General features: G+C 71.2%; 12 protein-coding genes. 3 read left to right on the top strand and 9 right to left on the bottom strand.

Annotated features, from left to right (window positions below):
* Positions 1-38: 38 nt before the first annotated feature.
* A complete protein-coding gene (locus B7R87_RS22605; protein WP_187144614.1) occupies positions 39-3,032 on the bottom strand; it encodes a UPF0182 family membrane protein in 2,994 nt (997 codons plus the stop codon).
* Between the two features lie 329 nt (positions 3,033-3,361).
* On the opposite strand from B7R87_RS22605, the gene B7R87_RS22600 reads away from it, so the two are divergent.
* Positions 3,362-3,946: a PPA1309 family protein gene (locus B7R87_RS22600; RefSeq protein WP_006346738.1), complete on the top strand. Its 585-nt coding sequence runs from the start codon at positions 3,362-3,364 to the stop codon at positions 3,944-3,946.
* 174 nt (positions 3,947-4,120) lie between these two features.
* Here the strand turns inward: B7R87_RS22600 and B7R87_RS22595 are convergent, their stop codons facing one another.
* The 4 genes from B7R87_RS22595 to B7R87_RS22585 form a co-directional block, all read right to left on the bottom strand.
* A complete protein-coding gene (locus B7R87_RS22595; RefSeq protein WP_006346739.1) occupies positions 4,121-5,209 on the bottom strand; it encodes a YlbL family protein in 1,089 nt (362 codons plus the stop codon).
* 160 nt (positions 5,210-5,369) lie between these two features.
* Positions 5,370-5,543 (bottom strand): hypothetical protein, encoded by a 174-nt coding sequence (locus B7R87_RS33175; RefSeq protein ID WP_006346740.1) that lies wholly within the window; start codon positions 5,541-5,543, stop codon positions 5,370-5,372.
* A gap of 192 nt (positions 5,544-5,735) precedes the next feature.
* The gene (locus B7R87_RS22590; RefSeq protein ID WP_040914358.1) at positions 5,736-6,194 is read right to left on the bottom strand and encodes a molybdenum cofactor biosynthesis protein MoaE; all 459 of its coding nucleotides are present in this window, start codon (positions 6,192-6,194) and stop codon (positions 5,736-5,738) included.
* A 177-nt stretch (positions 6,195-6,371) separates the two neighbouring features.
* On the bottom strand, positions 6,372-7,499 hold the full coding sequence (locus B7R87_RS22585; RefSeq protein ID WP_040914359.1) for an SDR family oxidoreductase: 1,128 nt from the start codon (positions 7,497-7,499) through the stop codon (positions 6,372-6,374).
* 193 nt (positions 7,500-7,692) lie between these two features.
* On the opposite strand from B7R87_RS22585, the gene B7R87_RS22580 reads away from it, so the two are divergent.
* Both B7R87_RS22580 and B7R87_RS22575 read left to right on the top strand, forming a co-directional pair.
* Positions 7,693-9,216, top strand: a complete 1,524-nt coding sequence (locus tag B7R87_RS22580) for a zinc-dependent metalloprotease (RefSeq protein WP_006346743.1) — start codon at positions 7,693-7,695, stop codon at positions 9,214-9,216.
* A complete protein-coding gene (locus B7R87_RS22575; protein WP_006346744.1) occupies positions 9,213-9,758 on the top strand; it encodes an NUDIX hydrolase in 546 nt (181 codons plus the stop codon). Before B7R87_RS22580 ends, B7R87_RS22575 begins: the two co-directional genes overlap by 4 nt.
* A gap of 167 nt (positions 9,759-9,925) precedes the next feature.
* Here B7R87_RS22575 and B7R87_RS22570 read toward each other — a convergent pair whose 3' ends face one another.
* The 4 genes from B7R87_RS22570 to B7R87_RS22555 all read right to left on the bottom strand — a co-directional run bounded on the left by B7R87_RS22570 (position 9,926) and on the right by B7R87_RS22555 (position 13,971).
* Complete coding sequence (locus tag B7R87_RS22570) at positions 9,926-10,666, bottom strand: AIM24 family protein (RefSeq protein ID WP_006346745.1); 741 nt, start codon at positions 10,664-10,666, stop codon at positions 9,926-9,928.
* An 18-nt stretch (positions 10,667-10,684) separates the two neighbouring features.
* Entirely contained in the window at positions 10,685-11,365 is a 681-nt protein-coding gene (locus B7R87_RS22565) for an AIM24 family protein (RefSeq protein ID WP_006346746.1), read from the bottom strand.
* 14 nt (positions 11,366-11,379) lie between these two features.
* A complete protein-coding gene (locus tag B7R87_RS22560; protein ID WP_130584841.1) occupies positions 11,380-13,059 on the bottom strand; it encodes a TerD family protein in 1,680 nt (559 codons plus the stop codon).
* Between the two features lie 288 nt (positions 13,060-13,347).
* Positions 13,348-13,971: a M48 metallopeptidase family protein gene (locus tag B7R87_RS22555; RefSeq protein ID WP_063838385.1), complete on the bottom strand. Its 624-nt coding sequence runs from the start codon at positions 13,969-13,971 to the stop codon at positions 13,348-13,350.
* Positions 13,972-14,079 lie beyond the last annotated feature (108 nt).

Here is a 14,079-nt window from a genome sequence, read left to right as displayed (position 1 = left end):
GGGCCCGGTCCACCCGGAGGTGGACCGGGCCCCATTCCCTAGGTGGACGTCGGTGGGCTCTTCGTCTCCGCCGGTGGCTTCGACGACGAACCGGAACCGTTGCCCTGGAGCTGGGCCAGCCGGTCCAGCGCCGCATCCAGCTGGTCCTCGGCACGGCCGACCGCCTCACGGTCGGTCGGGTCCTTCTTCAGGGCCGCGTCGACCTCGGCATGGGCCTTGAGGACGTTCTGGATGGCCTCCTTCACCGCGGCGTCACCCGTCGCCGGCGGGGTCGACGGCGTGGTCGGCGGAGTCGGCGTGGTCGGTGGCTGGGTGCCCGGCGGCTGTTCGGCCGGCGGGGTCGTCGGCTCCTTGACCGGCTGCTCGAAGGCCGCGTCCAGCGCCTGCGAGAGGCTGTCCTTGAAGACCGGCTTACCCCCGCCGTACGCCGCGGCCACCTTCTTCAGCAGCGGATAGTTCGCGCTGCCACCGCGGGCGTACACCGGCTCGACGTACAGGAACCCGCCGTCCAGGGGGATCGTCAGCAGATTGCCGTACTCGATGTCCGAGTCGGTGCCTCTGAGGTCGCGGACGAAGGTCGCCACTTCCTCGACACCGTTGAGCTCGCTCTGGACCTGCGAGGGACCCTGGACCGTCTCGGTGACTCTCAGCAGCCTTATCGTCCCGTATCCGGGGCTGTTGGCATCGGCGTCCACGGCCATATAGGCGCCCAGATTGGGCCGCCCGTTCGGAGTGAACGTCGTCGTCAGCGAGAACTTCTGTTCCTTGTCGCCCGGCATCTTCAGGCTCAGGTAGTACGGCGGAACCGCGCTGGCTTCCTTCTTGTTCGTCGGGTCGTCCGGCACCTGCCAGGCGTCCGAGCCGCTGTAGAACTGGTCGGGCTCGGTGACGTGGTACCGGGTCAGCAGCTCGCGCTGGACCTTGAACATGTCCTGCGGGTACCGCAGATGCGACTTCAGCTCGGGGCTGATCTCACTCTTCTTCTTCACCGTCCCCGGGAAGGCCTTCATCCAGGTCTTCAGCACCGGGTCCTTGGTGTCCCACTGGTACAGCTTGACCGTGCCGTCATAGGCGTCGACGGTGGCCTTGACCGAGTTCCGGATGTAGTTGACCTGGTTCTGCTGGGCGACGACCGCTCGCTGACTGGTGGTCGTCGAGTCGGTGGTGGTGTCGCCCAGGGTGGTCCGGGAGGCGTACGGATAGCCGTTCGTCGTCGTATAGGCGTCGATGATCCACTGGATCCGGCCGTCGACGACCGCCGGATAGGCGTCGCCGTCGATCGTCAGCCAGGGCGCGACGGCCTCGACGCGCTCCTTCGGCGTCCGGTTGTAGAGGATCTTCGAGCCCTCGCCCACGGCGCCCGAGTAGAGGATCTGCGGTTCACCGAAGGCCACCGCGTACGCGGCGCGGTTCAGGGTGCTGGAGAGGCTGACGCCGCCCTTGCCCTTGAAGCTGGTGTACTTCGTGTCGCCGCTGGCCGCCTCGTAGTCCAGCTCCTTCTGCGGGCCGCCGACGATGGAGTACTGCTGCGTCTTCTCGCCGTAGTAGATCCGCTGCTCGTAGGAGCCCTTGCCGACGAGCGTGCCCTTGGTGGGCATGCCGGACTCGGTGAAGTCGGGCGAGCCGACCGTGCCCTTGGCGGCGTCGGTGACCACACTGGTGCCCTTGGCCGCGATCGCGCCGTAGCCATGGGTGTAGGTGAAGTGGTCGTTGATCCAGTTCCGCTTCGGAATGCCCTCGATGTTCAGCTCGCGCAGACCGATCACGGTGTCCTGCGGCTTGCCGTCGGGGCCCGGATAGCGGTCGACGTCCAGGGTCGTCGGGAACTGGTAGTACTTGCGCTCCTGCTGGAGCTGCTGGAACGCGGGCGACACCACGTTGGAGTCGACCACGCGGTAGCTGGCCGCCGTATCGGCGTCGGCCCGCTGCTGGGCACGGCGGCTCTGGTCGGTCACCCGGCCCGGATAGTCCTCGGGCTTGGCCTGGTCGATGCCGTATGCCTTACGGGTGGCGTCGATGTTCTTCTGGATGTACGGCGCCTCCTTGGCCTGCTCGTTCGGCTGGACCTGGAACTTCTGCACGATCGCCGGGTACAGCCCGCCGATCAGGATCGCCGAGAGCACCATCAGGCCGAAGCCGATGACGGGCAGCTGCCAGGTCCGCCGCCAGAGCGTGGCGAAGAAGAGCACCGCACAGATCACCGCGATGCAGAACAGGATCGTCTTCGCCGGAAGGTAGGCGTTGGCGTCGACGTACCGCAGGCCCGTCCAGTTGCCGGTCGCCTTGAAGTCGCTGGACTTCACGGCCAGACCGTAGCGGTCCAGCCAGTAGGCCACCGCCTTCAGCGAGACGAAGACGCCGAGCAGCACCGAGAGGTGGCCGGTGGCGGCGGCGGTGGCCCGGGCGCCGGGGCTGGTGATGCGCAGCCCGCCGTACAGATAGTGGGTCAGCGCGGCGGCGATCAGCGACAGCACGACGGCCGCGAAGCCGAAGCCGAGGAGGAAGCGGTACCAGGGGAGGTCGAACGCGTAGAACGACACGTCCATCCCGAACTGGGGGTCCTTCTCGCCGAACGACACCCCATTGACCCACTGGAGCCAGGTCTTCCACTGGCCGGTGGCGGACGCTCCGGCGATCAGCCCGACCAGCGCGGTGACCGAGAGGAGCACCCACTTCTTGTACGGGGCGATGCCCATCCGGTACCGGTCGAGGCTCTGCTGCTCCAGCGACATCGCGCTGAGCGGCGGCCGGAGCCGGTGCGCAAGCCAGATGTTCAGGCCCACGACGGTCGCCATCAGAAGTCCGAAGACGGCGAAGAGGCCGATCTTCGTCCAGAGGGTCTTGGTGAACACCGACGAGTACTCGACGGAGCGGTACCACAGCCAGTCGGTCCAGAACCCGGCGAACATGACGAACGCCATCGCCAGCACCGCCAGCACGCCCAGTGTCATCAGCAGGGTGCGAACACGCCGGGACGGCCGTCCCACCCTGATCCGTGGCCCGGTCGGGGGGCCTCCGCCGCGGTCCGGCATCTGGAAAGCCAACGTGCGCACCTCGAAGTTTGCGATCGTATGACCGCCCGGACGGGTACCGGGCGGCCGTGTCAAGCGGGCCCCGCGATCGTAGAGCCCCTTGATGCAACTTACTGAGGCTTTACCTAGTTCCCGTCACGGGGTCCCGATCCGGCCCGATCCGGTCGTCCACCCGTGTCCGGTTCGTTGCCGTTTCGTATCCCGCTGCCGGGACCGGTCCCCAGGGGCCCCTGAGGCCCGGACGGACGGGCCGCCGCGGGCGCGGCAGCGGCGGCCGACCGGACCGGCCGGTTCCCGCCGGGCGGCGCCGACGGGGCAGGATAGGAACCATGTCCAATGAATCCTCCTCCGCTTCCCCCGTCTCGCCCTCCTCGCCGGGACCGATCGCCGCGAGCCCGCTGACCCGGGCCGTCCTGGAGATCGACGAGTACGCGGCCACGCTCGGCTGGGACCAGCCCGCGCGGCTCTTCGCCCTGGTCGACACCGCCGCCCTGCGCGCCCAGGAGCCCGCGCTGGCCGAGCAGCTCGGCATCGAAGGCGACGACGACGCGGCGTCGCCGCTGACGCCGGTCGAGCAGGACGAGATCCCGGCGGGCACCGCGCTCGACGAGTTCCTCGCCACGATCGCCTGGCCCGGCGCGGTGGCGGGCTGCGCCCTGACGGTGGAGCGCCAGATGCTGCCCCCGTCGGCGGAGACGGCCGTTCCGAAGAATCTGGACGAGGCGGCCCTCGCCCGCTGGGTGGCGAAGCACCCGGACCGGCAGGAGGTCCGGATGACCGTGGCCGTGCTGCGGGACGGGGCGCGGGAGTCGGCGCTGCGGCTGCGCGAGAAGGACTCGGCCACCGATGTGCTCACCGGCCGGGACCTGGTGCCGGGGCTGTCGGAGGCGCTGGCGGCGACCTTCGAGGCGTAACGGCGGACGCGGGCGGCGGGTGGGGCGCGGGGGCTCCCCCGCCGCTGCACGGTCGTACGTACGGGGGCGTACTGAGGCCGTACCGGGGGCTACCGGGGGACGCGGCCGTACGCCGTGCCCCGGAGCCGTACCCGTCCCCTACCCGTACCTCCGTCGTCCGTACGGTGGGGTGCGTCAGCTCTTGGTGCAGGACGGCAGGCCCGTACGGTCACCGGATTTGATCTTCTCCAGGGACTTGGCGGCGTCGGCGATGGTGTCGACCTTCACCAGCGTCAGTCCCTTGGGGATGTCCTCGGCCGCCGTCGCGCAGTTGTCGGCGGGGGTGAGGAAGTACTGGGCACCGGCGGCCCGGGCGCCGACGAGCTTCATGGCGATGCCGCCGATCGGCCCGACCCGCCCGGCGTCGTCGATGGTGCCGGTGCCCGCGACGAACTTCCCGCCCGTCATATCGCCGGGGGTGAGCTTGTCGACGATGCCGAGGGCGAACATCAGCCCGGCGCTGGGGCCGCCCACATCGGCGAGGTTGATGTCGATGGTGAACGGGAAGGTGTGGTCGGTTCCGGCCTGGATGCCGACGATCGCCCGGTCGGCGCCCTCGGCCTTGGCCGTGGTGAGGGTGATGTCCTCGGTCGCCGTGGGCTCCCGGCCCGCCTTCTCCGCCGCGGCCGCCTCCTTCGCCGGGACGATGGTGAAGACGACGTCCTGGCCGGGCCGGCGCTTGGTGACCAGCTTGGCCACGTCCCCGGGCTCCTTGACCGCCGTACCGTCGACGGCCTTGATCACATCGCCGGCGTGCAGCCGGTCCTCGGCGGGGGTGTCCTTGACGACCGTGGCGACCACGACCCGCGAGGTGACGGGGATCTTCAGCTGCTTCAGGGCGGCGACCTTGGCGCTCTCCTGGGACTGGCTGAACTCCTCGGCGTTCTCCTGGGTGGACTGCTCCTCGGTCTGCCCGTCGGGGTAGAGCGTGTCGTGCGGGACGACGACGTTGTCGTGGGCCAGCCAGCCGTGGACGGCCTCGACCAGATTCATCCGGTAGTCGGCGCCGGTGACCCGGACCGTGGTCATGTTGAGGTGTCCGGACGCCGGGTAGGTCTTGCGGCCGTCGATCCGCAGAACCGGTTCGCCACCGGCCTCGCCGAGGGTGTTGACCGTGGGTCCCGGTGACATCTCCGCGTACTTCACCGGAATCAGGATCCCCGCGCAGAGCAGCGCGACGGCGATCAGCGTGGATGCGAGCATCGTCGCGGTGCGGCGTGGCATGGAACGACAGTACGGGACAGGACCGTCGGCGCGCCGTTCGGGCCGGTCCGTACGGGGGCGGTCGGAGGCTTCCGTACGGGAGCGGCGCGGAGTCCCCGCGAGGGGCGTGAAGGCTCCCTCCGGCCCCGGCGTGCGCTCCGGCGGACCGGGCCGTGAGGGCCTAGCTGCTCGGGGGGCCCGCGGAGCCGGTCTTCTCCATCGCGTCGCGGAACCGCGCGTACCCGGCGAGTTCGGCGACGTCCCCGGTGGTCCGGTTCCGTGACGCCCAGCCGCCCCATATCGCGGCGCCGACGGCAGCGAACAGCGGAATCAGCAACCACGCGAGTGCCGCCATCGTGGCCTCCCTACCCCGTGAATGAACCGGCCGGGAGCACGCCTCACGGGCGGGTCCGGCTGAGTGATCAACAGATTAATCGTTCACCGGTTCAACGCTCGTGGCAGGGGCCCGGTTACGCAAATCGGCGGACGGCCGGTCGGAGGCGTACCGGCGGCCGTACCGCGCGTCCGAACACGGTCCCGGGCGGGGTCAGGCGCCGACCCACTCCTCGGTGCCGTCGGAGAACGTCTGGTGCTTCCAGATCGGCACCTCGCGCTTGAGGTCGTCGATCAGCCTGCGGCAGGCCTCGAAGGCCTCGGCCCGGTGGGGGCAGGAGACGGCGACGATCACCGCGATATCGCCGACCGCGAGGTCCCCGACCCGGTGGACCGCGGCCAGGGCGCGGACCGGGAAGTCCGCGGCGATCTTCTCGGCGACCCGCCGCAGCTCGGCCTCGGCGGTGGGGTGGCAGGAGTAGCCGAGGGCGTCGACGTCGGAACCGGCGTCGTGGTTGCGGACCGTGCCGACGAAGAGCGCCGTACCGCCCGCGGCGGGGTCACCGACGGCGGCGAAGACCTCGTCGACGGAGAGGGGGGCGTCCTTGACGGCGAGGAGCCGCAGCGGGTCGTGGGCCGCCCGCTCACCGGGGTGGTCGTGCCTGATCGTCATGGCCACATCGTGCCGTACGCCGTCCCGGCCGGACCACCGCCGTACCCCCTGCGGCATACCCCGCCGCACGCCCCGCGGCCGGACAGCGGGCCCGCGGCTCGCGCGCGGTGCGGGCGCCCCGCACGGTACGAGCGCCTTCGCGCGCCGTACCGGGCGGGAGCCCGCGCCCCGAGGGGTTCAGATCCGGCGGCGGGCCTTGCGGGCGCGGCGGACCAGTGCTGCCGTACCGAGCAGGGCGACCGTCGCACCGGCCGCACCGGCCGCCGCGGCGTCCTTCCGGCCCAGCCTGCGCCCGGCGACCGTGTGACGGCCCGCGACCTCCTCCAGGAGCGCGGCGAGCACCTCCTCGTTGGTCCACCGGGGCCGCCATCCGGCGTCGTGGAGCCTGCCGATGCTGACCACCCAGGGATGCATCGTGTACGCGAGGTCACCGGCCGGGGAGGGCGTGACGCCGATCCGGTGCAGCCGTGCGGCGGCGCCGAGGGCGATCGCCGACGGCAGTTCCATCCGCCGGATGCCGGTCAGCTCCTCGACCTCCTCCTGTTCGAGCCACCCGTCGCAGCCGACGGCCAGCTCGCCGTCGACCTTCTCCAGGGCCGCGTACTCCAGTGCGCTGACCAGGTCCTCCACATGGCAGAACTGCCAGGTGGGGCGGGATCCGGCGACGACGAGCAGCCGCGGGGACTCGAAGTAGCGGGTCAGGGCGGTGTCGGTGCCGCCGACCAGGACCGCGGGGCGCACCACGGTCACATTCAGCCCGGGGTGCGCGCGGGGCGCCCGGCGGGCCAGGTGTTCGATCTCCAGCAGGTCGCCGACGCCGGTGGCCTCCGCGGTGGCCCGCAGTTCGGCGTCCTCCGACAGCGGAACGTCGTTGTCGGGATGCGCTCCGTAGACCATGGCCGAGGTGCAGAGCACCACCCGGCGCACTCCGGCGGCCGCGGCCGCCGTGAGGACCGTCTGGGTGCCGCGTACGTTGTACGCGGTACGGGCCGCGGAGTCGGACTCCAGGTCGAGGTCGAGCGCGAGGTGCACCACGACGTCGGCGCCTCGCAGTTTCTCGGCGATGGCCGGATCGCGGACGTCGAGGACGTGCCACTGTGCCCCGGGCACCTCGCCCCGGCGTTCGTCGATCGCGACGACCCGTCCGACCTCGTCGGATTCGGCCAGCTGCCGGGCGAGCAGCTCACCGATGCCGGTGGCGGCGCCGGTGACCGCGACGACGGGTCCGCGGCCCGCGGCTCCGTCGCCGGGGGTCGGGGTTGAGCGGTTTCGCGCTCCGCGAACCTGCGGATCTGGGGAACTCACCAGGCGTCTCCAGCGGTTGTCTTCAGTACGTACGGTGATGACGCGTACGGACCAGGTGGCATCCATCCTGCCCCAGGCCCCGAGCAGGCGGAGCACCGAGCCCGGATGCGGGCCGGGATGTCTACGCTGGGTGGTGTTGTGAGGGCATTCGCCGCCGGCCGGGCGCCGGCGGCCCTACGAGCCGAGGAAACCCGTGAGTGACACCCCATTCGGATTCGGCCTTCCGCCGGAGGAGCCGGAGGACGGCGACGAGGGCAGGAAGAAGGACCCCGCGGGCGGTGGCAGCGGCGCCGGCGGTTCGTCCCCGCAGAATCCACAGAACCCCTTCGGTTTCGGGCCGGGGCAGGGGGGCGCCGGGGACAATCCCTTCGCCTCCATGTTCGGGTCCTTCGACCCCCAGGACCTGGGTGCGGCCTTCCAGCAGCTCGGCCAGATGCTGAGCTACGAGGGCGGCCCGGTGAACTGGGACATGGCCAAGCAGATCGCCCGCCAGACCGTCTCCCAGGGGACGGCGGACGGAGTGAAGGACGCCTCCGTCGGCCCCGCCGACCGTACGGCGGTGGAGGAGGCGCTGCGGCTGGCCGACGTCTGGCTGGACGGGGTGACATCCCTGCCGTCCGGCGCGAGCACGGCCGTGGCCTGGAGCCGGGCCGAGTGGGTGGAGGCGACGCTTCCGGCCTGGAAGCAGCTGGTCGACCCGGTCGCCGAGCGGGTCGGCACGGCCATGGGCGGGGTGCTGCCCGAGGAGATGCAGGCCATGGCGGGCCCGCTGATCGGCATGATGCGCTCCATGGGCGGCGCGATGTTCGGGCAGCAGATCGGGCAGGCGATGGGGGTGCTGGCGGGTGAGGTCGTCGGCTCCACGGATATCGGCCTGCCGCTGGGCCCGGCCGGGAAGGCCGCGCTCCTCCCGCTGAACGTGGAGGCGCTCGGCAAGGACCTCGGTGTCCCGAAGGACGAGGTGCGGCTCTATCTGGCCCTCCGCGAAGCGGCCCACCAGCGGCTCTTCGCGCATGTGCCGTGGCTGCGCTCGCATCTCTTCGGTGCCGTCGAGGGGTACGCCCGCGGGATCACGGTCGACACGTCGAAGCTGGAGGACGTCGTCGGGCAGTTCGACCCGACGCATCCCGAGCAGCTGCAGGAGGCTCTCCAGCAGGGCATGTTCCAGCCGGAGGACAGCCCCCAGCAGAAGGCGGCGCTGGCCCGGCTGGAGACGGCCCTGGCGCTGGTCGAGGGCTGGGTGGACGCGGTGGTGCACGAGGCCGCGTCGAGCCGGCTGACCTTCGCTTCCGCGCTGCGGGAGACCCTGCGGCGGCGGCGGGCTTCGGGCGGTCCTGCGGAGCAGACGTTCGCCACGCTGATCGGGCTCCAGCTGCGGCCGCGCCGGCTGCGGGACGCCTCGCGGCTGTGGGCCTCGCTGACGGACGCCCGCGGGGTGGACGGGCGCGACGCGCTCTGGGAGCACCCGGACATGCTGCCGACGGCCACCGACCTCGACGACCCGGACGGTTTCGTCCACCGGGAGCAGCTCGACTTCTCGGAGCTGGACCGGATACTGGGCGAGGCCGCGTCCGGCGAGCGCGGCGAAGACCGCCCCGACAGCTCCACAGGCACCAAGGACACCGACGGGCCTGCTACCGAGAGCGGCGACGGCGGCTCCGACGGTGACGGCGGGAAGGGCGCGCCGGGGACGGGTCCGGAGGATTCGGGCCGGTGAGCCTGCACGACGACGCCGTTCTCGTACTGAAGGCCTACCGGGACGGGGGCGACCCGGGGCAGGAGGAGCTGCGGCAGCGCTATCTGGACCATCTGACCGCCCACCCGGACGGTATGTGGAAGGCCTGCGGGGCGGGGCATCTGACGGCGAGCGCCCTGGTCGTGGATCCGGAGCGGGAGCGGGTGCTGCTGACCCTCCACCGCAAGCTGGGCATGTGGCTCCAGATGGGCGGCCACTGCGAGCCGGGCGATCCGACGCTGGCCGCCGCGGCGCTGCGGGAGGCCACGGAGGAGTCGGGCATCGCCGGGCTGACGCTGCTGCCGGCCGGTGCCGCGGAGCCGGTGCGGCTGGACCGGCATCCGATTCCGGCGCCGTGCCACTGGCATCTGGATGTGCAGTACGCGGCGCTGGCCCCGGCGGGCGCGGCGGCCCGGATCAGCGAGGAGTCGCTCGACCTGCGCTGGTTCGGTTACGACGAGGTGGCGGGGGTCGCGGACACCTCCGTTGTACGGCTGCTGGAACGGACCCGGGCCGCGCTGTAGCGGACCCGGCCGCGCCCCGGCGGCCGTACGACGGTCATGGGATACAGGGGCGCCTGTGGTTCCGGGGGATTCCCCGGAACCACAGGCGCCCTTGTTTGTGCCGGTGCCACGGGCACTCGTGCCGGTGGCGGGACCGGATCCGGCGGACCGGATCCGGCGGTGCCCGGTCAGCTCCAGGCGTTGTTGCGGTTGCGTCCGTCGGCGCCGAACTGGCCCCGTACCCCCTCGCCGATCTGCGCGTTCTGCGGCGGCATCACCTCGCTGGGCTGCACCAGGACGAAGCCCTGGCCGAGGAAGCTCAGCTCCCAGCCCTCTCCGGTGCTGCCGCGGCGGGTGCGGACGCTGGTGGAGGTCGTGGGCGCCTCCATCTGCACGCGCAGCTGGGTCGACCAGGCCACGATGGCATCGGAGTCGACGTTCACCGAGGTCTGCGGGGTCACCGGGAGCATCAGCGGCTGCCCCGAGGTCATCAGGGCGACCTTGCCCTGGCCGGTGATGTTCAGCTGGTACTTGCCGGAGCCGGAGATCCCGTACTCGCTGTCCACCGCGAGGGTCTCCGTATGCAGCGCGGGGTCGAGCGCGAGGACATAGGCGCTGTCGACGGTCAGCCCGCCGCTGTCGATGTCCACGACATGGATGAACTGGGCGAGATTGGCGAAGTAGACCGTGCCCTGGCCGGAGCAGCGCATCAGGTCGAGGCCCTCCCCGGTCCGCTCGCGCTTACGGCGTTCGCTGGTGCTCTGGTACTCGCCGTCGAAGTCGATCAGCCCCTGGTACGCGACCATGGCGCCCTTGCGGGCGAGGATGTCGTCGTTGCCCTTGAGGGTGATCCGCAGCAACTGCGGGTTCTGGACGGCGAAGCGTTCCTGGGTCTGCTGCTCGCCATAGGTGAAAAGTGGGCTCTGCATGATGTTTCCCGCTCCCCCTCAGCCCCGGATCCGCAGCCGGTCGGTGTTGTCCTCGCTGGGCTGGACGACGACGATGCCCTCCCCGGAGAAGGCCATCTGGTACGCCTCGCCGGTGCCGCGCCCGATGAGGGCTCCGGCCTTCATGCTCCGCTTCGCCTTCACCTTCAGATGCGGTGACCAGGCGACGAGGGCGTCCGGGTCGACATAGGTCTCGTCCTGGCCGCGGCCGCAGTCGACGACGATCGGGGTGCCGCGGGAGGTCAGGGCGACCCAGCCGGTGCCCGCGATCTCCACGTTCCACAGGCCGGTTCCGGCGAGCTTGGCCATGCCCTTGACCTTCTGGACGCTCCACTGGAGGTGGGCGTCGAAGGCGAGCACGTTGGAGCCGTTGACCGAGAGGGAGTCGTTGTTCAGATAGATGACGACGACATCGGCGCCGTAGTCGGCGAGGTAGAGAACGCCGTCGCCGTGACAGCGCATGATCGGGGCGCCTTCGCCGGTCGCCCACTGTGTCAGGGCCTGCTGTGCGGAGGGCGGGTTGGCCTCGTACTGGACGAAGCCCTCGTAGGCGATCATGGAGCCGGTGCGGGCGTACAGATCGTGGCCGGTGGCCATGGCCACCTTGAGCATGGTGCGGCCGTGGTTCTCCATCCGGGCCGCGAGGGGGGTCGGGGCGTAGCCCGCGAGTTGCTGGTTCATGGATCCGGGCTCCCTCAGACCTCGTAGGGCTGGACGACGATGAAGTTGCCGGGGGCGCCCCGGAACTGGAGGTTGACGGTCTCGCCGCTGTGCCCGGGGTAGGAGTTGCGGCGCAGCCGCACCTGGGACGCGAGTTTCACCTGGGAGGCCGCGGACCAGGCCACGATCGCGTTGGTGTCGGCGAAGGTGGCGTTGTTCACCGGGAGGACGACGGGCGTGCCGTGCGTTTTGACGACGACGGTGCCGGTGCCCTGGAACTGGAGGGTGAACAGCACCCCGCCGGGGATGCCGTGGCCTTCGATACGGCGGACCTCGTACTGCAGGGACTCGTCGAACGCGAGGACGTTCTCGGCGGAGACGCAGATGGCGTCGCCCTGGAGTTCGATGGGGTGCAGATGGGCGTTGTCCTCGGCGAGGAAGACCTGGCCGCGTCCGGTGCAGCGCATGAGCTGCATCTCCTGGCCGGTGGCGTTGCCGACGATCCGGCCGGTGAAGCCGCCGCTCTTATGGCTGAAGTCGATCTTTCCTTGGTACATCACCATGCTGCCGCTGCGGGCGAGGATGCCGGTGCCGCCCATGGCGACGTCGACGCGCATGAGGTGCTGGTTCTGCGGGGTCCAGCGCTGCCCCGTGGGGGTCTCCCGGTAGGCCTGGAGGGCGGCGTTCAGCCCGGGGCCCGCGGCGGGCACGCCCTGCGGGATACCGGCGGGCTGTCCCTGGACGCCGGTCTGTCCGTACGCGAAGGGAGCCTGCTGGGTGAAGGGGACGGCACCGGCGCCCGGCGGCGGGGCCATACCGGGCAGCCCGCCGGGGACCTGTCCGAACGGCGGCTGCCCCGGGGCCTGCCCGGGAGCCTGGCCGGGAATCTGCCCCGGTACCTGGCCGAACGGCGGCTGGACGGGCGGTGGTACGGCGCCGGGGGGCATCGGCGCCGCGGGCGGGGCGACCGGGGCCGCGACCGGCGGAGGAACGGGCGCCGCGACGGGCCCGCCGAACGCGGGCGCGGGCTGCGGGGGCTGCGGCACCTGGGGAGCCGGGGTGACCTGAGGGGCGTACGCCTGGGGCGGCTGCGCCACCGGCTGGAGCGGGGGCGGCGCGGCGAACGCGGGCGCGGGGGCCGGGGGCGCGGCAGGAGCCTGGGGCGGCGCTGCGGCGGCCGGCTGGTCCTCGGCGACCTCGCCGCCGAAGTTCCGCAGCAGCGCGTCCAGACCGCCGTCGAAGCCCTGGCCGACGGCGGCGAACCGCCAGACGTCCTTGAGATAGAAATCGGCCAGCATGACCGCGCGCTCGGTGCTGAACTCCGCTCCCGTGAAGGGATAGCGGGCGACCTCCTCGCCACCGGCCACGATCCGGAGGTAGCCCGGTCCGATCTGCGACATCTGCCCGCCGCCGTCGATGGTGGCGGTGAAGCTGAGCCTGGTGATGTGCGCCGGAATACGGTCCAGGGTCACCCGGAAGGATTCCGTGTCCCCGGACTGGGCGCCGAGCAGCTGGATGGACTCTTCGGGCGACTTCGGCTGGTTGAAGAAGACGAAGTACCGGTCGTCGGAGAGTTTCTCGGCGGCGTCCAGTCCGAAGCAACTGATGTCGAAGGTCAGACCGGGGGCGGCGATGGATACGCCGACGTACAGATCCGTACCCGCAGTGAGATCACTGATCTTGGCCTTGTGGCCGCGTTGGAATTCCCTGGCCATGCGTAACGACCGTCCCCCATCCCGAAAAAACTACGAATGCGTCGCGCCAGGCTAACGGCTGCCTACTGGATCCGGCCAAGGGTTGAAGCCACCCCGGGACACATTCGATACATGCTGATCAACGTTCGGTGATACCGGCGCGTTCCCCGGGTAACGGACGGACGGGATCGGCGGCGGGACCCCCGGCGGAGCGTCGGCGGGCGGGCGGCGGGCACACGGCAGGCTCAGGGTGGACCCCTGCGGCCCCCGGCGGACCCCGGCGGACCCCGGCGGGCCGCTCGCCGGGTGTCAGTCCTGGGGCTCCGGGTGCAGCTGGGGCAGACGTTGAGCGGCGACGACGCCTTCGAGATAGCCGCGGGCCCGCTCGGTGCGCGGATACGCCTCCAGCAGCCGCCAGAAGCGGGGGCCGTGTCCGGGGACGAGCAGATGCGCCAGCTCGTGGACGAGGACGTAGTCGACGACGTACTCGGGCATGCCCTGGAGGCGGTGGGAGAGCCGGATGCTGCCCTCGGCGGGGGTGCAGGAGCCCCAGCGGGTGTTCTGGTTCGTCACCCAGCGCACGGAAGCGGGCCGGGCCCGGCCGTCGAAGTACTGGTCGGAGAGGCGTTCGGCGCGGGCGGCGAGTTCACCGTCGCCGAGGATGCGCCTGCTCTCCTGCGCGGCGAGCTTGTCGAGCATCACTCCGACCCAGCGCCGCTCCTCGGCCTCCGACATCCGGGCGGGGATCAGCACGATCGTACGGTCGCCCTCGCGGTAGGCGGAGACGGTCCGGCTGCGGCGGGCGCTCCTGCGGACCTCGACCGCGCTCGTCCCCGCGCCTCGGGGAACACGGCCGACCGCGGTACGCCGCGGGCTATCCCCGCCACGCGGCGGAGTCCGCCCGGCGATACGGGAAGAAGATTCGGCGGACACGCCACGACGTTACCCGCTGAATGCCCCCGAAGCACCGGCTCCGCGTCGGTTCTCCGCTGAACCGCTCCATGAACCACCCCACGGCTGCACCATTTGAACGACTAATAC

The organism is Streptomyces tsukubensis, from assembly GCF_003932715.1.
Taxonomy (GTDB): domain Bacteria; phylum Actinomycetota; class Actinomycetes; order Streptomycetales; family Streptomycetaceae; genus Streptomyces; species Streptomyces tsukubensis.
Note: the sequence above shows the minus strand (reverse complement) of the source record. Positions and strands in the feature narration are given on the sequence as shown.